The 20,283-nt window shown below is 53.7% G+C and carries 18 protein-coding genes; 6 read left to right on the forward strand and 12 right to left on the reverse strand.

Annotation, left to right across the window (positions count from 1 at the left end):
• Window position 1 precedes the first annotated feature (1 nt).
• A complete protein-coding gene (gene nrdR, locus F3J38_RS08045; RefSeq protein ID WP_034831027.1) occupies window positions 2-451 on the reverse strand; it encodes a transcriptional regulator NrdR in 450 nt (149 codons plus the stop codon).
• 172 nt (window positions 452-623) lie between these two features.
• Here nrdR and lysM point away from each other — a divergent pair, with 172 nt between their 5' ends.
• Together lysM and F3J38_RS08055 are read left to right on the forward strand one after the other, a co-directional pair.
• Window positions 624-1,061 (forward strand): peptidoglycan-binding protein LysM, encoded by a 438-nt coding sequence (gene lysM, locus F3J38_RS08050; protein ID WP_034831025.1) that lies wholly within the window; start codon window positions 624-626, stop codon window positions 1,059-1,061.
• A 15-nt stretch (window positions 1,062-1,076) separates the two neighbouring features.
• The gene (locus tag F3J38_RS08055; protein ID WP_167136641.1) at window positions 1,077-1,640 is read left to right on the forward strand and encodes a SadB/YajI family lipoprotein; all 564 of its coding nucleotides are present in this window, start codon (window positions 1,077-1,079) and stop codon (window positions 1,638-1,640) included.
• Between the two features lie 191 nt (window positions 1,641-1,831).
• Here the strand turns inward: F3J38_RS08055 and secF are convergent, their stop codons facing one another.
• From secF to queA, 5 genes are read right to left on the reverse strand one after another with little or no spacing between them, the layout of a single operon-like run.
• Window positions 1,832-2,800, reverse strand: coding sequence for a protein translocase subunit SecF (secF, locus tag F3J38_RS08060; protein ID WP_167136643.1), 969 nt, complete (start codon window positions 2,798-2,800; stop codon window positions 1,832-1,834).
• A gap of 10 nt (window positions 2,801-2,810) precedes the next feature.
• On the reverse strand, window positions 2,811-4,658 hold the full coding sequence (gene secD / locus F3J38_RS08065; protein ID WP_167136646.1) for a protein translocase subunit SecD: 1,848 nt from the start codon (window positions 4,656-4,658) through the stop codon (window positions 2,811-2,813).
• A 25-nt stretch (window positions 4,659-4,683) separates the two neighbouring features.
• Window positions 4,684-5,016, reverse strand: a complete 333-nt coding sequence (yajC, locus tag F3J38_RS08070; RefSeq protein ID WP_034831018.1) for a preprotein translocase subunit YajC — start codon at window positions 5,014-5,016, stop codon at window positions 4,684-4,686.
• Window positions 5,017-5,041: 25 nt separating this feature from the next.
• Window positions 5,042-6,166 (reverse strand): tRNA guanosine(34) transglycosylase Tgt, encoded by a 1,125-nt coding sequence (gene tgt / locus F3J38_RS08075; RefSeq protein WP_167136649.1) that lies wholly within the window; start codon window positions 6,164-6,166, stop codon window positions 5,042-5,044.
• Window positions 6,167-6,196: 30 nt separating this feature from the next.
• Window positions 6,197-7,267, reverse strand: a complete 1,071-nt coding sequence (gene queA, locus F3J38_RS08080) for a tRNA preQ1(34) S-adenosylmethionine ribosyltransferase-isomerase QueA (protein ID WP_167136652.1) — start codon at window positions 7,265-7,267, stop codon at window positions 6,197-6,199.
• Window positions 7,268-7,554: 287 nt separating this feature from the next.
• On the opposite strand from queA, the gene F3J38_RS08085 reads away from it, so the two are divergent.
• The 4 genes from F3J38_RS08085 to F3J38_RS08100 all read left to right on the forward strand — a co-directional run bounded on the left by F3J38_RS08085 (window position 7,555) and on the right by F3J38_RS08100 (window position 12,565).
• Window positions 7,555-8,136, forward strand: coding sequence for an ACP phosphodiesterase (locus F3J38_RS08085; RefSeq protein ID WP_167136655.1), 582 nt, complete (start codon window positions 7,555-7,557; stop codon window positions 8,134-8,136).
• 160 nt (window positions 8,137-8,296) lie between these two features.
• Window positions 8,297-9,106 (forward strand): inositol monophosphatase family protein, encoded by an 810-nt coding sequence (locus F3J38_RS08090; protein WP_167136658.1) that lies wholly within the window; start codon window positions 8,297-8,299, stop codon window positions 9,104-9,106.
• Between the two features lie 41 nt (window positions 9,107-9,147).
• Window positions 9,148-10,344, forward strand: a complete 1,197-nt coding sequence (locus F3J38_RS08095) for a histidine-type phosphatase (RefSeq protein ID WP_240155917.1) — start codon at window positions 9,148-9,150, stop codon at window positions 10,342-10,344.
• Between the two features lie 268 nt (window positions 10,345-10,612).
• Entirely contained in the window at window positions 10,613-12,565 is a 1,953-nt protein-coding gene (locus tag F3J38_RS08100) for an acyltransferase family protein (RefSeq protein ID WP_167136664.1), read from the forward strand.
• 144 nt (window positions 12,566-12,709) lie between these two features.
• Here the strand turns inward: F3J38_RS08100 and proY are convergent, their stop codons facing one another.
• The 6 genes from proY to phoB all read right to left on the reverse strand — a co-directional run bounded on the left by proY (window position 12,710) and on the right by phoB (window position 20,157).
• A complete protein-coding gene (proY, locus tag F3J38_RS08105; protein ID WP_167136668.1) occupies window positions 12,710-14,065 on the reverse strand; it encodes a proline-specific permease ProY in 1,356 nt (451 codons plus the stop codon).
• Window positions 14,066-14,132: 67 nt separating this feature from the next.
• Complete coding sequence (gene brnQ, locus F3J38_RS08110) at window positions 14,133-15,452, reverse strand: branched-chain amino acid transporter carrier protein BrnQ (protein ID WP_167136671.1); 1,320 nt, start codon at window positions 15,450-15,452, stop codon at window positions 14,133-14,135.
• A 402-nt stretch (window positions 15,453-15,854) separates the two neighbouring features.
• The gene (locus F3J38_RS08115; protein ID WP_167136674.1) at window positions 15,855-16,958 is read right to left on the reverse strand and encodes a cobalamin-independent methionine synthase II family protein; all 1,104 of its coding nucleotides are present in this window, start codon (window positions 16,956-16,958) and stop codon (window positions 15,855-15,857) included.
• A 165-nt stretch (window positions 16,959-17,123) separates the two neighbouring features.
• Complete coding sequence (locus tag F3J38_RS08120; protein ID WP_167136678.1) at window positions 17,124-18,050, reverse strand: PstS family phosphate ABC transporter substrate-binding protein; 927 nt, start codon at window positions 18,048-18,050, stop codon at window positions 17,124-17,126.
• A 92-nt stretch (window positions 18,051-18,142) separates the two neighbouring features.
• A complete protein-coding gene (gene phoR, locus F3J38_RS08125; RefSeq protein ID WP_167136681.1) occupies window positions 18,143-19,453 on the reverse strand; it encodes a phosphate regulon sensor histidine kinase PhoR in 1,311 nt (436 codons plus the stop codon).
• A gap of 14 nt (window positions 19,454-19,467) precedes the next feature.
• A complete protein-coding gene (gene phoB, locus F3J38_RS08130; RefSeq protein ID WP_034830536.1) occupies window positions 19,468-20,157 on the reverse strand; it encodes a phosphate response regulator transcription factor PhoB in 690 nt (229 codons plus the stop codon).
• Between the last annotated feature and the right edge of the window lie 126 nt (window positions 20,158-20,283).

Raw genomic sequence — 20,283 nt, forward strand, 5'->3', positions numbered from 1 at the left:
CTTAGTCCTGTAAGCGGGCGATCTCTTCGCCAAAATCACGGATATCTTCGAAACTGCGGTATACAGAAGCAAAACGGATATAGGCGACCTTATCGAGCTTCTTCAGCTCTTCCATCACCAGATTACCGACCAGCTTGCTGGGAATTTCGCGCTCGCCAGTGGCCCGCAGTTGCGTTTTGATGTGGTTGACGGCGTTATCCACCGCATCGGCGCTCACCGGGCGCTTCTCCAGCGCCTTCATCATGCCGCTGGCGAGCTTATCTTCGTTAAAGGGTTCACGCACATCGTTGCTTTTCACCACGCGCGGCATCACCAGCTCAGCCACTTCAAAGGTGGTAAAACGCTCATGGCACACCAGACACTGGCGGCGGCGACGCACCGATGAACCTTCACTGACCAGGCGAGAATCAATCACTTTGGTGTCCACAGCGGAGCAGAAGGGGCAATGCATGACGTTTCCTGTCGCGAGATAAATAGGCCACACAGTGTAGCGCGATCTTCAAAGCAACTGAATACACGCGACCGAATCACCGCCCGGCTCACAGACGCAGGATGTCACGCTCTGTAAACAAGAAAAGCCACTAAGCTTAAACAGCCAATCCGGCACATTTGCAGGAGGTCACATGGGTCTGTTCAATTTCGTGAAAGAAGCAGGTGAAAAGTTATGGGATGCCGTCACCGGCGCTGACGATCCCAGCAAAAAACTACAGGATCATATTAATCAACTCGGCTTACCGGACAGCGATAAAGTCAAAGTCGATGTGCAAGGCGACACCGTTACCGTGAGCGGTGACGGCATTTCACAGGAGCTGAAGGAGAAAATCCTGGTGGCCGCCGGTAACGTGGCAGGGATTACCAAAGTCGATGACAAGGTCACCGTGACCGACAGTGCACCGGAAGCGGAATTCTATACGGTGAAAAAAGGCGATACGCTCAGCGCGATTTCCAAGCAGGTTTATGGGAATTCCAATGAATACAATAAGATTTTTGAAGCAAACAAGCCAATGCTGACGCATCCTGATAAGATCTATCCTGGCCAGGTATTACGAATTCCGAAATAACAGAAAGGACAATGCATGACGATCAGGACGTTTTGGGCACCTGCAGCACTCTCGCTGCTGGTTCTCAGTGGTTGCAGTTCAACGCCGACTTCACCGCAGGTCAAAGAGTTACATCAGGAAGTCAGTCAGCTTAATCAGCAGATGCGTAAGTTAACTAATCAGGCAACGGCCCTGGAAATTCAGGGTCAGCTTAATGGACAGTCAACCCAAGGCGCATGGCTGTTACCGCAGGCCAACACGCCAGTGGAGCTTCAGACCCAGTTAGGCAAATTGCGCTTATCGCTGTCCCGAGTGGTGGGTGAAGCCGGTGGCAGTCATGCGGACCTGAATATCCGTTCCACAGATGATCAGCCGATTCCAGCGCTTAGCGCTACTGTCGTGTGGGGAGAATTGGACCCAGCCAGCGGTAAACCGCTGAATGCGGAGAGTCTGAGCCAGACGATCCAGGTTGAAGCGAGTTTGATGCCACGCAGTTCCGTAACGGTGCCTCTGCGCTTGAGTGGACTGACGCCGGAGCAACTCGGCTATGTGCGCGTGCATGATGTGTTGCCTGCACCGGAAAAATCGAAAGCGCCCTGATCGTCGAGAATATGGCGCACTCACCATGGATGGTGACCCTATGGAGATGTAGCATTGTTCTGTTGTGGAACGCTCATCACATGAGGTAAACGTGCAGAGATACCGTTGCACGTTAGAGTTCACATGAATGCGCACCAAACAAAAAAAAACGGGCTACCCATGGGCAGCCCGTTTTCATATCACTCAGCGTATCAAGGCAGGATTGAAGGCTGATCTGCGCCCTCTTTCTCGACTTTCTGCACCAGCATATGTTCACGTTTCATACCCAGTTTCAGCGCCAGAGCAGAAGAAACATAGATAGAAGAAACGGTACCGATGGTGACGCCGATCAGCATGGTCAACGAGAAGCCTTTCAGCAGCGCGCCACCAAAGATGAACAGGATCAGGATCATCGCTAACGTCGTCAGCGAGGTGATCAAGGTACGGCTCAACGTCTGGGTCAGCGACACGTTGGTGATATCGTAAGAAGAGCCGCGACGGATTTTGCGGAAGTTCTCACGAATACGGTCAGAGACCACGATCTTATCGTTAAGCGAGTAACCGATCACCGACATCAGTGAGGCCACAATCGTCAGATCGATCTCAACGTGTGCCAGTGACAGAATGCCGCAGGTAATGATCACGTCATGCGCCAGTGCCAGCACAGTACCCAGCGCCAAGCGCCACTCAAAGCGGAAACCGATGTAGATCAGAATCGCAATCAGTGCCGACAGCAGCGCCATCGCACCGGCCTGCGCCAGATCGCTACCCACGCTAGGGCCAACGAACTCAATGCGCTTCACGGTCGCGTTCTGCTGCGTCGTCTCATTAATTGAGGTCACGACTTTGTTGCCAAGTTCCTGACCTGCTGCGCCCGTGGCAGGTGGCATACGCACCATCACGTCACGGCTGCTGCCGAAATTCTGCACCAGCGGCTCCTGGAAACCGGCTTTGACCAATCCTTCGCGTAAGGCATCCAGATCGGCTGGTTTTTCCAGGTTAATCTCAATCACCGTTCCGCCGGTAAAGTCGAGGCCCCAGTTGAAGCCTCGCACACCGATCATGGCGACAGAAGCCACGATCAGCAAACCAGAGATGATGAAGGCCAGCGTATCCCAGCGCATAAAGTCAACGACCTTACGCCCATGGTTTAGCTGTTCAATACTATATTCCTGTGCCACAACGCACTCCTCAGATAGACAGCTTGTTGATGCGTTTGCCGCCGTACACCAGGTTAACGATGGCACGGGTGCCGACGATAGCGGTAAACATTGACGTCGCGATACCGATAGCGGTGGTGATCGCAAAGCCTTTGATAGAACCGGTACCGACCGCATAAAGAATGATAACTTTGATCAGCGTCGTTACGTTGGCGTCGACGATACTGGAGAAGGCGCCTTTATAACCTTCATGTATCGCCTGCTGTACCGAGCGTCCATTACGCAGTTCTTCTTTAATACGTTCGTTAATCAACACGTTGGCATCGACAGCAACCGCCAGCGTCAACACGATACCGGCAATACCCGGCATGGTGAGGGTCGCACCTGGCAGCAGTGACATGATGCCGACAATCAGCACCAGGTTACACAGCAGCGCACTGGTCGCAATCAAACCAAACTTCTTGTAGAACACCACCATAAAGATGATGGACGCGATCAGACCCCACAAGCAGGCTTCGAGACCCTGAGTGATGTTCTGCTGGCCCATGGTTGGACCAATGGTACGCTCTTCCACAATCTGAATGGGCGCAATCAACGCACCGGCACGCAGCAGCAGCGACAGCTGACGTGCTTCGTTCGGATTGTTGATGCCGGTGATACGGAAACTGTTACCGAGGCGTGACTGAATGTTCGCCACGTTAATCACTTGTTCCTGCTTCACCAGAATCGCACGGCCGTTGGCGTCTTTCTTGCCGCTGTCCTTGTACTCCACAAACAGGGTCGCCATCGCTTTACCGATGTTGTCCTTAGTGAAGTTCGACATGATGTTACCGCCCGCGCCATCCAGTGAAATGTTCACCTGTGGCTGGTTATACTCATCCATGCTGGACGTAGAATCCGTGATGTGGTCACCGGTCAGAATCACACGTTTGTACAGCACCACTGGCTGGCCATCTTGCGATTGCTTCACTTCCGAATCACCCGGCACACGGCCGCTAGCGGCGGCGCTTGGATCAACGGTGGTGTTCACCAGACGGAATTCCAGGGTCGCGGTCGCGCCAAGAATCTCTTTCGCACGGGCGGTGTCCTGAATACCTGGCAACTCAACCACAATGCGGTCAGAACCCTGACGCTGCACCAGTGGCTCGGCGACACCCAGTTGGTTCACACGGTTACGCAGGATGTTGATGTTCTGCTGAACCGCATACTCGCGCGCTTCGCTCAGACGTGCATCGGTCATCACCGCACGCAGCGTATCGCTGCCCACACTGGAGATCACCAAATCCTGGTGACGTGGTGACAAGTAGCTGATCGCCGCATCACGGCTTGCTGCATCGCGGAAGCGGACTTCTACACCGTAGTTATCAATTTTGTTGACGGTGGTATACGGGATGCTTTTGTCGCGCAGATCGCTGCGCAGGCCGTCAGCATTCTGCTCTTGCAGTTTGCCCAGCGCCGTATCCATATCCACTTCCATCAAGAAGTGTACGCCGCCACGCAGATCGAGACCGAGTTTCATCGGCTGTGCAGCAAGCATCGTCAGCCAGCGCGGAGTGGCCGGTGCGAGGTTGAGTGCTACAACGTAGCCATCGCCTAACGCGCTGGTCAGGGCATCGCGCGCGCGCAGCTGCACATCCTGATTGCTAAAACGGGCCAGGATGGCACCATTTTCCAGAGCGAGGGATTTGCTCTGAATGTTGTCTTGTTTCAGTACATTCTGGATCTGATCCAACGTTTGCTCACTGGCGGCGCCACCGCGCGCACCAGTGATTTGAACGGCCGGATCCTCACCATAAAGGTTAGGAAGCGCATAGAGCAGGCCGACGAGAATCACGACGACCAGCATGATGTACTTCCACAAAGGATAACGGTTTAACACGGCAGTTCCCTTCGGGAAGAAAAAATTACAGCGCCTTCATAGTACCTTTCGGCAGAACGGCGGCCACGAAATCACGTTTAACAACTACTTCAGTGGTGTCGTTCAGGGCGATAGAAACATAGCCATTGTCAGCAACTTTGGTCACACGACCCACTAAGCCACCGCTGGTCAACACTTCATCACCTTTAGAGATGGAATCCATCAGCTTCTTGTGATCTTTTGAACGCTTCTGCTGCGGGCGCAGAATCATGAAGTAGAAGATCAGACCAAACACCACCAGCATGATCACCAGAGAATAAGGACTTCCCTGAGACGGAGCGCCAGCTGCGGCAACGGCGTCAGAAATGAAAAAGCTCATTAATTTTCCCTCATTGATAGAATTATCAGACGTTTAACGGTGGAACCGCTTTGCCCGTCCGTGTGTAGAACTCACTAACAAAGTGCTCTAATTTACCCTCTTCAATGGCCTTACGTAAACCCGCCATCAGACGCTGGTAATAGCGCAGATTGTGAATCGTATTCAGACGTGCACCCAGTATTTCGTTACAGCGATCAAGATGATACAAGTAGGCGCGGCTGTAATTGCGACAGGTGTAGCAATCACACTCCGCATCCAACGTGCTGGTGTCATCTTTATACTTGGCATTACGAATTTTCACCACGCCATCGGTCACAAACAAATGACCGTTACGTGCGTTACGCGTCGGCATAACACAGTCAAACATATCGATACCGCGGCGAACGCCTTCCACCAGATCTTCTGGTTTGCCGACGCCCATCAAATAACGCGGTTTGTCTTGCGGAATTTGCGGACAGACGTGTTCCAGGATACGGTGCATGTCCTCTTTAGGTTCACCCACCGCCAGGCCGCCCACAGCGTACCCATCAAAGCCGATATCTACCAGACCTTTAACCGAGACATCTCGTAAATCTTCGTAAACACCGCCCTGAATAATGCCGAACAGCGCATTTTTATTGCCAAGCGAATCAAAGCGATCACGGCTACGTTGCGCCCAGCGCAGTGACATCTCCATCGAACGTTTGGCGTAGTCCCAGTCTGCCGGGTACGGTGTGCATTCGTCGAAGATCATCACCACGTCAGAACCGAGATCGTATTGAATTTCCATCGATTTTTCTGGATCGAGGAAAATGGGATCGCCGTTGATCGGGTTACGGAAATGAACGCCTGCTTCGGTGATCTTACGGATGTCACCCAGGCTAAACACCTGGAAGCCGCCGGAATCAGTGAGGATCGGTCCCTGCCAGTTCATGAAATCATGCAGGTCACCGTGCAGTTTCATGATCTCCTGGCCCGGACGCAGCCACAGGTGGAAAGTGTTACCGAGCAGGATCTGTGCGCCGGTCTCTTTCACCTCTTCGGGGGTCATGCCTTTTACGGTGCCGTAGGTGCCCACTGGCATGAATGCCGGCGTTTCCACCACACCACGATCGAAGACCAAACGGCCACGACGCGCGCGGCCGTCGGTGGTATCTAATTCAAATTTCAAAGTAACCTCATCAGAAAGACAGTCTGACTTTTATGCCCCAACGATTTCGTCAGGAGCTTGTGGATTACGGGTGATGTACATCGCATCCCCGTAGCTAAAGAAACGGTACTGCTCTGCCACCGCGCTCTGATAAGCCGCCATGGTGTGTTTATAACCGGCAAACGCCGACACCAGCATAATCAGGGTGGATTCTGGCAGGTGGAAATTGGTGATCAGGGCATCAATCACCTGATAGTGATAACCCGGATAGATAAAGATTTGCGTGTCGTCGAAGAACGGGGCAATCAGAGCATCCTGGCTCGCTTTCGCGGCACTTTCGAGTGAGCGCACGGAAGTCGTGCCCACGGCCACCACTTTATTGCCACGTGCTTTACACGCCAGCACGGCATCCACTACATCCTGCGGCACTTCCGCATACTCAGAGTGCATGATGTGATCGTTAATGTTCTCTACTCGCACTGGTTGGAAGGTGCCCGCGCCAACATGCAGCGTCACGAACGCCATCTCAATCCCTTTGGCACGCAGTGCATCCAACAGCGGTTCATCAAAGTGCAAGCCAGCCGTTGGGGCCGCAACGGCACCTGGACGGGCGCTGTACACCGTTTGATACAGTTCGCGGTCGGCTTCTTCGTCTGGGCGATCGATATAGGGCGGCAGCGGCATATGGCCAACGCTGTTAAGGATATCCAGCACCGCGCGATCGTCGGCAAACTCGATCTCAAACAGCGTATCGTGACGCGCCACCATGGTGGCTTTTACGCTCTCATCATCACCCAGCAGCAATTCAGCACCCGGTTTTGGGGCTTTAGAAGCGCGAACATGAGCGAGTACGCGCTTATCGTCCAGCATGCGCTCAACCAACATTTCGATTTTTCCGCCGCTGGCTTTACGGCCATACACGCGTGCAGGAATGACTCGGGTATTGTTAAACACCAGCAGGTCGCCCGGATTGAGTTTATCCAGTACGTCGGTAAACACTTCATGGCTTAACGCCCCACTTGGGCCATCCAGCGCCAGCAAGCGGCAACCGCTGCGCTGCGCCTGTGGATAGTGGGCGATCAAAGATTCCGGCAACTCAAAAGCAAAATCGGCTACACGCATGCATCACTTCTTTCAGGACTCAAAAAACAGGCGGCATAGTTTAGCGGAAAAGCGGGAAATTCTGAACAACTGGCTGCATTTCTGCGATTCGGCTTTTACATAAAATCATTTGAGACGCAGGACAAAAACAACGGGTGCTGGTGAACCGCGTTCGCGCTGGAACGGAAGGGGTGAGAATCATGCGGCAAACGAGAGCAGCACGGTGAGCTTATTCTCGTCAGTGATTCAGGTGAGCGAGAGCAGCCAATGCGCATGTAACTTAAAGTATGACGTGTATATAATGCGCCATGAACTTTCTTGCTCACCTCCACCTCGCACAGCTGGCAAACAGCTCCCTGCTGGGCAATTTGATGGCCGACTTCGTGCGCGGCAATGTGCAGTCACAATGGCCGGAACCGGTTGTGGCGGGTATCGCCATGCATCGCCGCGTCGATGTTTTGACCGACAGCCTGCCAGAAGTGCGTCAAGCACGGCAATTTTTCCGCGCCGAAACGCGCCGCGTGGCACCTATTACCCTGGACGTCATCTGGGATCACTTCCTGGCCCTGCACTGGGATAGATTGCATCCCGCGCAATCGCTGGTGGACTTCACCGCAGCGGCTGAGCGTGAAATCATGCCGCAACTGCCGGGCACCCCCGAAGGGTTCGTTGAACTCAATGCCGTGATGTGGCGCGAGCGCTGGTTTGAGCACTATGCTGAACCCGCGCGATTGGCTCGCGTGCTTAATGGTATGGCGCATCGTCGCCCACGCCTCGCTGCACTGCGCGATTCCTATCAGGATTTTGTTGAACACTATCAACAACTCGAACCCTTATTCTTCCAATTCTATCCGCGTCTGATGGATGCCGCCCGCTCTCAGCAGCTCTAGACTTTTTTTCACAATCCCTGCATTTACGCCTCTTGCCAGCCGCAGCCATCTGCGGCTTAATGAAACCTTTCTTAACTTTTGTTAAGTGGGTCACACCGCCAGGTCGCCTTTTTCGGCGTTTTTTGTCACTTCGTTTGCCAGAAAATGATAAGAGGGAAAGATGTCATCAGCCACGCTAACCGAACTTGACGCGCGTTATCACTTTGCCTGTGATGTCGCAAAGACTGCCGCCAGCCGCGCTTTATCCTGGTATCAGCAGCGTCACCAACTGGTGATTGAGCATAAAAAGGATTTACAGGATGTGGTCAGCGAAGCGGATCGCAACGTTGAAGAACTGGTTAAACACCTGATTAGTGAACGCTTTCCCGAAGATGCCGTGCTCGGTGAAGAGAGCGGCGGAGAAACCGCAGGTGCGCGATTTATCTGGGTGATAGATCCTATTGATGGCACCAGCAGCTTCCTTAACGGGCTGCATAACTGGTGTGTCTCCCTCGCGATTGTCTGTGAAGATGAGCCGGTGATCGGCGTAGTGTGCGATCCCAATCATCATGAAACCTTCCACGCCTGCCGCGGCAAAGGGGCCTGGGTCAATGAAAAACGTATTCAGGCCCACAGCGCGCAGCATCTGAATCAAGGTGTGCTCGGCTTGAGCAGCTCGAACAGTCAGCCAGTTGAACCTTTGACTGCCTTTATCGGTGGCTTGCTCTCACAGGGCGGCATGTTTATCCGCAATGGTTCCGGCGCGTTAATGAGCGCATGGGCGGCGGCAGGCCGGCTGATAGGCTATTACGAAGCCCACATGAATCCCTGGGATGGTTTACCGGGTATCGTGTTGATGCGTGAGGCAGGTGGCCGCACCAATGACTACCTCAGCAATAACGGTCTGCAAAGGGGGAATCCGGTGCTGCTGGCGAATACCGTGATTTATCCGCAGCTCAAAGCCCTGTTACCCGACCATCTTCCCCTGTGAAAACATGGCTCTCGCTCCTGATGCTGCTGGCATGCACAGCTATGCCAGCCCATGCAGAAGATCAGTATCAGCTGGAAAAAGTGGTGGAAATCAGCCGTCATGGTGTACGTCCGCCAACGCCGGGTAACCGTAAAGAGATAGAAGCGGCCACTGAACGCCCCTGGCCGCGCTGGCATACCGCCGATGGAGAACTCACCGCTCATGGCTACGCGGCCGTGGTCAATAAAGGTCGCTGGGAGGGGGAGCACTATCGTCAACTCGGCCTACTTTCGCCTGGCTGCCCAGATAAGCAACAGATTTATGTGCGCGCCAGCCCAATGCAACGGACGCGGGCGACGGCGGATGCACTGGTGACCGGTGCTTTTGCTGGCTGTAACGTGACGATTCATCACGTTGCAGACGAAAAGGATCCCCTGTTCCAGAGTGAAAAATTCGCTTTTGCTCAAGTCGATCCGGCTAAAGAGTATGCTGCAATTGCCCATAAAGCGGGCGATCTCGCCGCACTGCAGCAACGTTTGCAACCTGCCATCCAGCAGTTGAAGCAAGCCGTTTGCACCACTCATTGTCCCTTTTTTGATCGCCCATGGCAGCTAAAGCAAACGAAAGGCGGCAGCACCTATGTGCAGGGATTAAGCGTACTGGCGAGTATGGTGGAAACACTGCGCCTTGGCTGGAACGAACACCTGCCCTCCCCTCAACTTGCCTGGGGCAATATCACATCATCCGCGCAAATTAGCGCACTGCTGCCGCTGCTGACGGCCAATTACGATCTCAGCAACGATGTTTTTTATATCGCCCAGAAGCGCGGCTCCATTTTGCTGGATGCCGTGGTGAAAAGCCTGCAAGACAGCCCTGACACGCCGAACACTCGCTGGTTACTGTTGGTGGCGCATGACACCAACATCGCGATGGTTCGTACACTGATGCCGTTCAACTGGCAATTGCCAGGCTACGCACGAGGGAACATTCCGCCAGGCAGCAGTCTTGTGTTTGAGCGCTGGCGCGATACGCAAACCGGAACGCGTTACCTGCACATCTACTTTCAGGCGCAAAGTCTCGATGAATTACGTTTGTTGACGCCCATCACTGACACGCACCCGCTGCTGCGCGAGGAGTGGCATCAGAAAGATTGTCGATCGACCTCGGTAGGTATGCTTTGCCCTTATCATTCGACCTTGCAGCAATTCAGTGCCGCCATTGATCACACCGCGCTTAGCCAGGTTAGCTACCCACAATAACAATAGACTGATTCATTATTGATGCTAAATCCTTTGGCTTGAACGATTCAGCGATACAACACTTATTTCCTGCCGAACCTGCGATTATTCTAATTTTTACTGGTCATGATGTTTCTGCGCTAAAAACGCGTATCCTGACAGCGTCAATCATCCCTTAGAAATACCCCATTTCTCCTTTGTAACTTTTTTCGGCGACAGGACGCGCCGATTTATTTTTAGCACCAGACATAACTGGAAAAAAATAAACATTCACTTTTGGGTTTTAATTATGACTGCGAATATTCCCCACCGCTATCGCGCGGATATAGATGGCCTGCGCGCCGTTGCTATTCTCTTGGTTGTGTTGTTCCATTCAGGTGTGACCTCGCTGCAAGGTGGCTTTATTGGTGTTGACCTGTTCTTCGTGATATCCGGCTTCCTGATCGGTGGCATTATTAGCAAGGAAATCGCCGAGAAGCGCTTCTCATTTTATCAATTCTATCTACGCCGTATTCGTCGCATTGCTCCCGCACTCTTTTTCATGATGGCGATATTATTGGCGCTCGGTTTTATTCTGTTATCGCCTTTAGAATTCAGCCAGTTGGCAAAATACAGCGTGGCAGTATTTATTTCTGTTCCCAATATGTTACTGCTGAAAAGCGGCGACTATTTCAGTACCGATTCCGATCTCAATCCACTGTTGATGACCTGGTCATTAGGCATTGAGGAGCAGTTCTATATTGTGCTGCCTTTTATATTGCTGCTGGCTGTGCGATTGCGGCAATCCATGGTGAGTGTGGTGCTGACCATCAGCCTGATTTCATTCGCTGCCTGTATCTGGCTGACCTCAGTTGACAGCACGCAAGCTTTTTATCTGCTGCCCACGCGTGCGTGGGAACTTGGCGCGGGTGTGTTGCTGGCGTTATGGAGACCGCAGCCCGTTACGGGTCGGGCTGCCAGTCTGATGAACCTCTTGGGCTGGATGTTGATCCTCGCCTCCAGCGTGCTGATCAGCAGTGACGACCGTTTTCCTGGCTGGGTGGCCATCATCCCGGTTCTGGCTGGCTGCTTAATGATCGGCGCGCGCAGTGAACTCAACCAGTTACTGCTGGAAAATCCGCTGATGCGCTTTATCGGCAAAATCTCTTACTCATGGTATCTGTGGCACTGGCCGCTGTTAAGTCTTGCCCGTATTTGTAGTGACAATCCACTGTCCGTTTGGCAAGGGCTGATGATTAGCACCCTGGCGCTTGGCATCGCGTGGATCTCATGGCGATTCGTAGAACAGCCGTTCCGCCAGACACGTGCGGGCACGCGTTGGGTCATTCCCGGTTACTGCGCCTCGTCATTGTTGGCGGCTGGCGCGATGGTATTGCTGTGGCAAACAGGGGGAATGAAATCACGGGTGAGTGAGCTGGTGGTCAATGCCGATAGCTGGAAAATCTCGGCGCAGCGTAATCCCTGCCTTCTCAGCTACGGTGCCAACCTCCCTTCACGGGATACCGAGTGCCAACCCAACACCAACCGTCCAGGCATTGCCTTGATTGGGGACAGCCACGCTGCCGCACTCCGCGCGTCGGTGTCCGGTTACGCCCTACGACAAGATAAACCGCTGTATCAACTCACCAAAGCGTCTTGCCCCTTCCTGATTGGCGCAACCCGCGTGGTGAACCAGGTGCCCAATCACGCGCAGCAGTGCATCACCTTTAATGAGAAAGTGTTGCAGATGGTGATGAGCGACAAGATTGATGAAGTGGTCATTAGCGCCTATTGGGCCTCTGGCATGAGCTTGTTACCCGGGGCGGGCTACCGTGAAATCGGCCATCCTGAGAAGAGCAACCTGGAAGCGCTGCAAGCGGGGATGGATCGCGTGATCGCGCAGTTAAAACAGGCAGGGAAAAAAGTGACGGTCATTGAGGATGCGCCCTCAGTGGATGTGGATCCACTGCGTTACAGCAATAACCGCAATATCCCTGTTCGCCGTGAACTGAGTGCATGGCTAGGCGAATGGAAATCGCCGCCATTGCTTAGTGAGCGCACCAAACTGTTCCAGTTCCCAGAAGAAGCCGTGGAGAAGTTGCTGCAAGCCTATAAGCAGCAAGGCGTACGCGTGCTGTCCCTGAAGGAAAACCTGTGTAATGCGCAAGGATGTATGATCACCAGCGGCGGATTGCCACTTTACTACGACAATAACCACTTGAGCCCGGCGGGCGGTGATATTGCGTTAGGGAAGAATTGGTAAGCGCATGAAACAAGCAGCGCGTTGCGCCGGGGCATCACAAGGCTAAAGGGTAGCAAGCGCCTTGCACGTCAAATGTTGTAGGGTGCGACAAAGTTCGCCCCTACAACATCCCTTGAGCCGCGCGACCGAACGCGCGGTGCGCAATTACCCTTTACGCTTTTTCGCCAGCGGCCATGCCAGCAACAGCAGCAGGATCCACGCGAAGCCCGCGTACAGTGACACACGCGTATCCGGGAAATAACCAATCAGCGCAATGATAAACACCAGAAACGCCACGCCAACCCAAGCCGTTGCACTGCCACCTGGCAAAGCAAATTGCAGCTTCCCGGCTTCCTGTGGGCCAATTTTGCGGCGGAAGGCAATCTGCGATAGCAGGATCATAATCCATACCCAAACGGTGGCGAAGGTGGCCAGTGAGGCAATGACCAGGAACACTTTTTCCGGCATCAGGTAGTTGAGATACACCGCCATCAACAGCGCGACCATCATGACAACCACGGTCACCCAAGGTGCACCGCGTTCGCTGGTATTGGTGAAGACTTTCGGCGCATGGCCCTGCTGCGCCATACCGTGCAGCATACGGCCCACACCAAACACATCGCTGTTAATCGCTGACAGTGAGGCGGTAATCACCACAAAGTTGAGAATCGAGGCCGCAGCGGCAATGCCGAGGTGCTGGAAGGTCAAGACAAACGGACTGCCCTGCGTGCCGACCTGGTTCCATGGATAGATCGACATGATTACGAACAGCGTGCCCACATAGAACACCAGAATACGTAACGGGACGGAGTTGATAGCGCGAGGAATCGACTTCGCCGGATCTTCCGCTTCCCCTGCGGTGATACCGATAATTTCAATACCGCCGTAAGCAAACATCACCATCTGCAGTGACAGCAGCATCCCCACGATGCCATGGGCAAAGAAACCGCCGTTAGTCCACAGGTTGTGGATACCGGTTGGCTGACCACCGTTGCCAATGCCCCAGAAAATGATGCCGAATCCAGCGAGGATCATGATGATGATGGTGGCGACTTTGAAGAAGGAGAACCAAAACTCCACCTCACCAAACACCTTGACGCTCATCAGGTTAATGCCGCCGATGATCAGCACCACACTCAATACCCAAATCCAGTGCGGCACTTCGGGGAACCATACACCCATGTAAATACCAAACGCGGTCACGTCGGCAATCGCCACAATCAGGATTTCAAAACAGTAGGTCCAACCGGTGATGTATCCCGCCAATGGGCCGAGATAGTCCTGCGCATAACGCGAGAATGAACTGGCCTGCGGGTTGTTGACTGACATCTCACCCAGCGCACGCATAATAATATATGCCACAGCACCACCGATAATGTAGGCCAGTAGCACACTGGGCCCCGCCATTTTGATGGCATCAGCTGAGCCGTAAAACAACCCAGTGCCAATTGCCGATCCCAGCGCCATAAAACGGATGTGGCGCGTGCTCAGTCCGCGTTTGAGCTTGTTGGTTTCTTGCATAACCGCCTGTACCTTGAAAATGAAAAACCACGGGCAAGCCCGTGGTTGAAATTAACAGCAATGTTGCTTACTGATGGACGGCGACCTGCTCGCGTCCTTTAGCTCGATCAACTACCGCAGCAATCACCAACATCACCAGCGATGGCGGCAACCAGGAGAGACCCTGATCGGCCAGTGGCAGATGCTGACTGAACAGCGGGAGAACCTCTTTAAAGCTGGTGGTTTTAATGGCATCAACAATACCAAACAGCAGGCTCACCAGCATGGTCGGCGCGATGATGCGGGTGCTTTTGTTCCACCACTTCAGAGTGAAGCTCAGCACCACCAGCACGATGCACGGCGGATAAATTGCCGTCAGCACCGGAATTGAAATCTGAATCAGATGGCTCAGGCCGAGATTCGACACCACCATCGAGAACAGACCCAAAATGAATACCAGCGTTTTATAGGACAATGGCAGGTATTGCGCAAAGAATTCCGCACAGGCACAGGTCAGGCCAACCGCCGTCACCATACAGGCGACAAAGATCAGTGCCGCAAGGAAGAAGCTGCCCATACCGCCAAAGGTCTGCTGCACATAGGCATGCAGAATCGCGGCACCATTGGCATTCTGATCAACCAGACCCGCACTGCCAGAACCCAGTTTGAACAGACTCAGGTAAACCAGCGTCAGACCGACACCGGCAATAATACCGGCCAGCATGGTATAGCGTGTCAACAGCTTCGCATCTTGCACGCCGCGAGAACGGGCAGCGTTAACGATGACGATGCCGAACACCAGCGCACCCAGCGTATCCATGGTCAGATAGCCATTCACGAAACCGCTGGAGAATGCCGCGCGCTGATAATCCGCCGTCGCAGGCGCAATACCGCCTGCAGGCCACAACAGCGCAGCAACACCCAGAATGGTCAGCGCAACGATCTTCAGCGGTGCCAGGAAGTGGCCGACGGTATCCAGCAATTTGCCCGGATACAGCGAAATGCCAATCACCAGCGCGAAGTAAATCAGGCTGTAAATGAACAGCGGCAGCGCGCCATCACCGGTCAATGGGGCAATACCCACTTCGAAGGAGACTGTCGCAGTACGCGGCGTGGCGAACAGCGGGCCAACGGCTAAGTAGCAAACGGTCGCTAACAACAGCCCCGCCGCTTTACCAATCGGTGAACTGAGTGCATCAATGCCACCGCCCACGCGCGCCAAGGCGATAACGGTCATCACCGGCAAGCCTACAGCCGTGATCAGGAAGCCAAAAGCGGCAACCCAGACGTGTTCACCAGACTGAATACCCACCATCGGTGGAAAGATAATGTTTCCTGCGCCAACGAACAGGGCAAACGTCATGAAGCCCAGCGCCAGGATATCCTTGGAGGTTAAACGATGTGTCATAAACTTCTGTACTGCCTGTAGCTGATGTTGCGGTGGAAGTTGAGTTCGTGTTGTCCTCTGGATGCGCGTAAACAAGGGCTTTTCTGATGGAATCAGAGCGTTATGCGGGCCTAATCGTTAAAGCGCAGGTGATTTAAACTACTTTTCTTCTGTTCGCAGAGGGATAAATCGACAACGGCGCAAATTAAAACGTTTATAGCGAAGAAAGGCAATACGGGATCGGAAAACCAGAAGGATATAACAATAAAGTGACACAAAGCAGTGTATCAGCGGGGAATAGCGCTAAAACACCTCAGATGATTTGCTTAAAGTTTCCGCATTGCGCGAGTTCTCCTTGCAAAAACCCGCCAGAAGATGCACAAAAGGCGCGATTTACGCGCCTGTTTGCACAAGTTTACAGCATCACCACACTTGTTTAGCGATATCCACCACCAGACGAATCTTCTGCCACTGCTGATCTTCGCTCAGGCTGTTACCTTCCTCGGTTGAGGCAAAGCCACACTGTGGACTCAGGCAGATTTGATCGAGACTGACATACTGTGACGCCTCTTGCAGACGCGCTTTAACCTGCGCCGGATCTTCCAGCTCACCGTTTTTGGTGGTGATCAGACCGAGAACAACCTGCTGGTGGCCTGGCTTGATAAAGCGCAGTGGCTCGAAGCCGCCGGAGCGTTCGTTGTCATACTCCAGGAAGTAAGCATCGATATTCACCTGACCGAACAGAATCTCTGCGACCGGCTCATACCCGCCTTCGGAAATCCAGGTCGAGCGGAAGTTACCGCGACACACATGCAGACCTATGGTGAGGTCAGCCGGTTTATCTTCCAGCGCTTTGTTCAGCACGTCCGCGTAGATTCGCGCCAGTTCCTGCGGATCTTCACCGCGTTCACGAATTTGTTGCTGCTGATCAGATGAACACAGGTAAGCCCACACGGTGTCATCCAACTGCAGGAAACGGCAGCCTTCCGCGTAAAACGCAGCAATCGCATCTTTGTAAGTCTGTGCCAGATCGGCGAAGTACTCTTTTAAGTCAGGATAAACCGTCGCATCGATCACCTTACGTCCGCCGCGGAAATGCAGCACGCTCGGGCTAGGAATGGTCATCTTCGCCACCGCATCGCCAGCAATGCTTTTCAGGAAACGGAAGTGATCCAGCATCGGGTGGTTAGGGTTGAAGCCCACTTTTCCTGTGACTTTCACACCGTGCGCTTTAGTCTGCACGCCATTGAATTGAATGCCCTGCTCGGCTTCAAACAGTTCAACGCCCTGTAGATCGCCAAAGAAATCGAAATGCCACCATGCACGACGGAATTCACCGTCTGTCACCACCTGCAAACCGTTAGCACGTTGCTGTTCAACCACATGACGGATTTCGCTGTCTTCAACCTGACGCAGCTGATCAGCAGTGATTTCGCCGTTAGCAAACTGTACACGCGCCTGCTTGATCGCGGCAGGGCGTAAGAAACTGCCGACGGTATCGGCACGGAACGGTTGATGAGATGGCATATTCACTCCTGGCTAAACGCATAATTGCGTCAGGGTATAATTTCGCGTGGTTATTTTTAGCCATCTGGATGGCTATATGTCCACAGAGTGACACGCCGCTGCCCATAGAGCAATGGAAGAAAATTCAGGTGACATGAAGAAAATTCACGTTCAGATGTTCGTTCTTCAATTCCCTTCAATCGCCGCCCGCGCCTGCGCCATCTGCTGCTCCGACAACGGCAGATAACCCGCTTCGGTCACTCGGCGCTGCCCTTCAGGGGAGAGCACCTGATGCAGGAAAGCGTCAACCAAGGGTGGTAAGGGTTTGCCCGGCGCTTTGTTGACATAGATATAGAGCGGGCGTGACCAGGGATAGCGGCCACTGCGAATCGACTCGGCATCCGGCATCACCGTGTCGCCGCTGGCCGTGACAATCGGCAGCATTTTTACCCCGCTCAGGTGGAAGCCAAAACTGGCATAACCAATGCTGTTTGGCGTTGCCGCCACGGCTTGAACCACCGCAGCCGAACCGGGAAATTCCGCCACGTCAGAACGGAAGTCACCCTTGCACAGCGCCTGTTGTTTGAAGAATCCCCAGGTGCCCGATGCGGAGTTGCGGCCAAAACGCTGAATACTGCGTTTCGCCCAGCCATCCTGCTCAAGACCCAGATCACCCCAGTGCAGTGGCACGCTGTGTGCACCGCACAGGCGAGTGACGGAGAAAAGGGCATCGAGCTGGGGTTGATCGATATGTGACAGCGGATTGTCCTGGTTTACGACAACCACCAGCGCGTCCATTGCCACCGGTACGGCCAACGGCGGATAACCATAGCGCGTGGTAAACAGCTGACGTTCGTCGATTTGCATGGGACGGCTCATCGCGCCGAGCTGCGCTGCGCCGGCCGCCAATGCGGTGGGTGCCGTTGACGATCCCGCCGCCTGCACCTGAACGTTAACGCCCGGTGACTGGCGGCTAAAATCCTCGCCCCATAAGGTCATCAGATAGCCGAGGGTGTCGGAACCGACGCTGCTCAAATTGCCGGTGAGCATGGTTTGTTGGCCTTGCGCCAGCGCAGAGCACAACAGCAAAGTGAACAGCAACAGCGATTTCATCAGGTCTTCCGCAAATCAGGTCGTTAACAGTGAAGTGCACATTCTGGAGCGGTGCGATTCATCACGCAATAAATTGCGCCGCTGCGTCGTGTTTAACTCACTTTCTCCTGCACCCCTTTTGCCACAATCAAGCGTGGCGGCAGAAGAAAACTGAAGCAGGTTTCCTGATGCGGAATACTGGTGATCTCGAGACGCGCATTGTGGTGGCTCAAGGCATGCTTGACGATAGCCAGCCCCAAACCACTGCCGCCGGTGGCGCGAGAGCGGGCTTTGTCCACGCGATAGAATCGCTCGGTGAGGCGCGGTATGTGCTCTTCGCTGATACCCGGCCCGTTATCGCACACCTTGAACTGCGCGCCCTCTTTGGTGCGAAGCCAACTGATATCGAGACGCGTGCCTTCTGGCGTATGGTTCACCGCGTTGTACACCAAATTGGAAATCGCGCTGCGCAGTTGCTCATCGTTGCCAAACACTTTCAAGTGCGGGTCGGTATGGAAATGGATACTGTGACGGCCCTGACTGAGCGTTTCGGCTTCGCGCTGCAACAACATCAGCATGCCGGGCACATCCACCGTCTCTTTCAAGTCGATAGCGGGAGCCGCTTCAATGCGCGACAGCGTCAGCAGCTGTTTCACCAAACTGTCCATGCGCCGTGTTTGCTCCTGCATGGTGTGCAGCGCTTTGCTCCGGGTGCGCTCGTTCATCGCTGCGTCGTCCATCATCTCCAGATAACCCTGCAACACCGTTAGCGGCGTACGCAGCTCATGGCTAACGTTGGCGAAGAAGTTGCGCCGGGCACCTTCCAGTTGGTGCATCTGCGTGACATCACGCGCCACCATGAGCCACTGACCTTCGCTGTAGGGCATCACGCGAAATTCCATATGATGCTGATTGTTCAGCACCAGCGTCAGCGGCTTGTCAAAGTCGCGTTGGCGGATATAGCGGGAAAATTCAGGATAGCGCAGCAAGTTGAGGATGTTCTGACCATTATCTTCCGGCCAGCGCAGACCCAAATGCTGTTGTGCCAAACCGTTACACCAGAAAATGGTGCCCTCTTCCGTGGTGAGGATCACTGCATCCGGCAGGGATTCCGCGCCGCTACGAAAGCGTTTGATCAGATTCCCCAGTTCACGACGGCGACGACGGTTGCGCAGTTGCATCTGGTACAGACCGTAAAACAGAGGTTCCCAGCTGCCACGTCCGGCGGGTGGCGTCATAGAACGATCGACCCACAGCCAGTGCGACAGACGCATCAGGTTTCTAAAGTGCCAAAACATCACGCCGGATACTGCAATCAGCAGCAGCCAGGGCAGATAACCGAACAACAGACCGAGGATCAGCGCGGGCAGACAGACCAGCGCCAACTCGGTCAACAATCTCTTCCAGGAGAGTCGTTCCAGCACGGTAAAGACTCCGTTTAGTAGCGGGCAGAGAAACGATACCCTGTTCCGCGAACGGTTTGAACCATGCGATCGTGACCAGACACTTCCAGTGCTTTACGTAAACGACGGATATGCACATCAACTGTACGATCTTCAACGTAGACGTTGGTGCCCCACACGTGGTTTAACAGCTGTTCGCGGCTGTAAACACGTTCAGGGTGGGTCATAAAGAAGTGCAGTAACTTATATTCAGTCGGGCCCATTTCCAGCGGCGTGCTTTCCGACATCACGCGATGTGAAGAAGGATCCAGGCTCAGCCCCTGCATCTCAATGACTTCTTCCACCGCCATCGGAGAAATACGACGCATCACCGCTTTGATACGTGCCATCAACTCTTTCGGGGAGAAAGGCTTGGTGATGTAATCATCCGCGCCCACTTCCAGACCGCGTACACGATCCTCTTCTTCACCGCGCGCGGTCAACATCATCACTGGGATGTCGCGCGTCATCGCTTCACGTTTCAAATGTTTAATAAACTGAATACCGCTGCCACCCGGCAACATCCAGTCCAGCAGAATCAAGTCAGGCCAGGGTTCGATCAGCTTACCAATCGCGCTGTCGTAGTCTTCTGCCTCAATAGGCTGGTAATCATTCTGTTCCAGCACGAAACATAACATTTCACGGATGGGAGCTTCGTCTTCCACAACCAAAATGCGCTTAGCCATTATAACTCCTGCTGTTGTGACGGCTTGTCACTGGGATTTGCGGCGCCATTATGCGTCACTTTTATGACACTTTTATGAAAAACCCGACCTATGATAAATAGTTAAAAAACAGAAATGTGACAACGA

Source organism: Candidatus Pantoea formicae (assembly GCF_011752625.1).
Classification (GTDB): domain Bacteria; phylum Pseudomonadota; class Gammaproteobacteria; order Enterobacterales; family Enterobacteriaceae; genus Pantoea; species Pantoea formicae.

Coding starts and splice junctions, on each gene's coding strand:
- F3J38_RS08090 (WP_167136658.1), top strand. CDS start 8,297: ATGTCATCAGCCACGCTAACCGAACTTGACGCGCGTTATCACTTTGCC.
- F3J38_RS08100 (WP_167136664.1), top strand. CDS start 10,613: ATGACTGCGAATATTCCCCACCGCTATCGCGCGGATATAGATGGCCTG.
- F3J38_RS08055 (WP_167136641.1), top strand. CDS start 1,077: ATGACGATCAGGACGTTTTGGGCACCTGCAGCACTCTCGCTGCTGGTT.
- proY (WP_167136668.1), bottom strand. CDS start 14,065: ATGCAAGAAACCAACAAGCTCAAACGCGGACTGAGCACGCGCCACATC.
- phoB (WP_034830536.1), bottom strand. CDS start 20,157: ATGGCTAAGCGCATTTTGGTTGTGGAAGACGAAGCTCCCATCCGTGAA.
- nrdR (WP_034831027.1), bottom strand. CDS start 451: ATGCATTGCCCCTTCTGCTCCGCTGTGGACACCAAAGTGATTGATTCT.
- queA (WP_167136652.1), bottom strand. CDS start 7,267: ATGCGTGTAGCCGATTTTGCTTTTGAGTTGCCGGAATCTTTGATCGCC.
- brnQ (WP_167136671.1), bottom strand. CDS start 15,452: ATGACACATCGTTTAACCTCCAAGGATATCCTGGCGCTGGGCTTCATG.
- F3J38_RS08085 (WP_167136655.1), top strand. CDS start 7,555: ATGAACTTTCTTGCTCACCTCCACCTCGCACAGCTGGCAAACAGCTCC.
- F3J38_RS08115 (WP_167136674.1), bottom strand. CDS start 16,958: ATGCCATCTCATCAACCGTTCCGTGCCGATACCGTCGGCAGTTTCTTA.
- lysM (WP_034831025.1), top strand. CDS start 624: ATGGGTCTGTTCAATTTCGTGAAAGAAGCAGGTGAAAAGTTATGGGAT.
- yajC (WP_034831018.1), bottom strand. CDS start 5,016: ATGAGCTTTTTCATTTCTGACGCCGTTGCCGCAGCTGGCGCTCCGTCT.
- F3J38_RS08120 (WP_167136678.1), bottom strand. CDS start 18,050: ATGAAATCGCTGTTGCTGTTCACTTTGCTGTTGTGCTCTGCGCTGGCG.
- F3J38_RS08095 (WP_240155917.1), top strand. CDS start 9,148: ATGCCAGCCCATGCAGAAGATCAGTATCAGCTGGAAAAAGTGGTGGAA.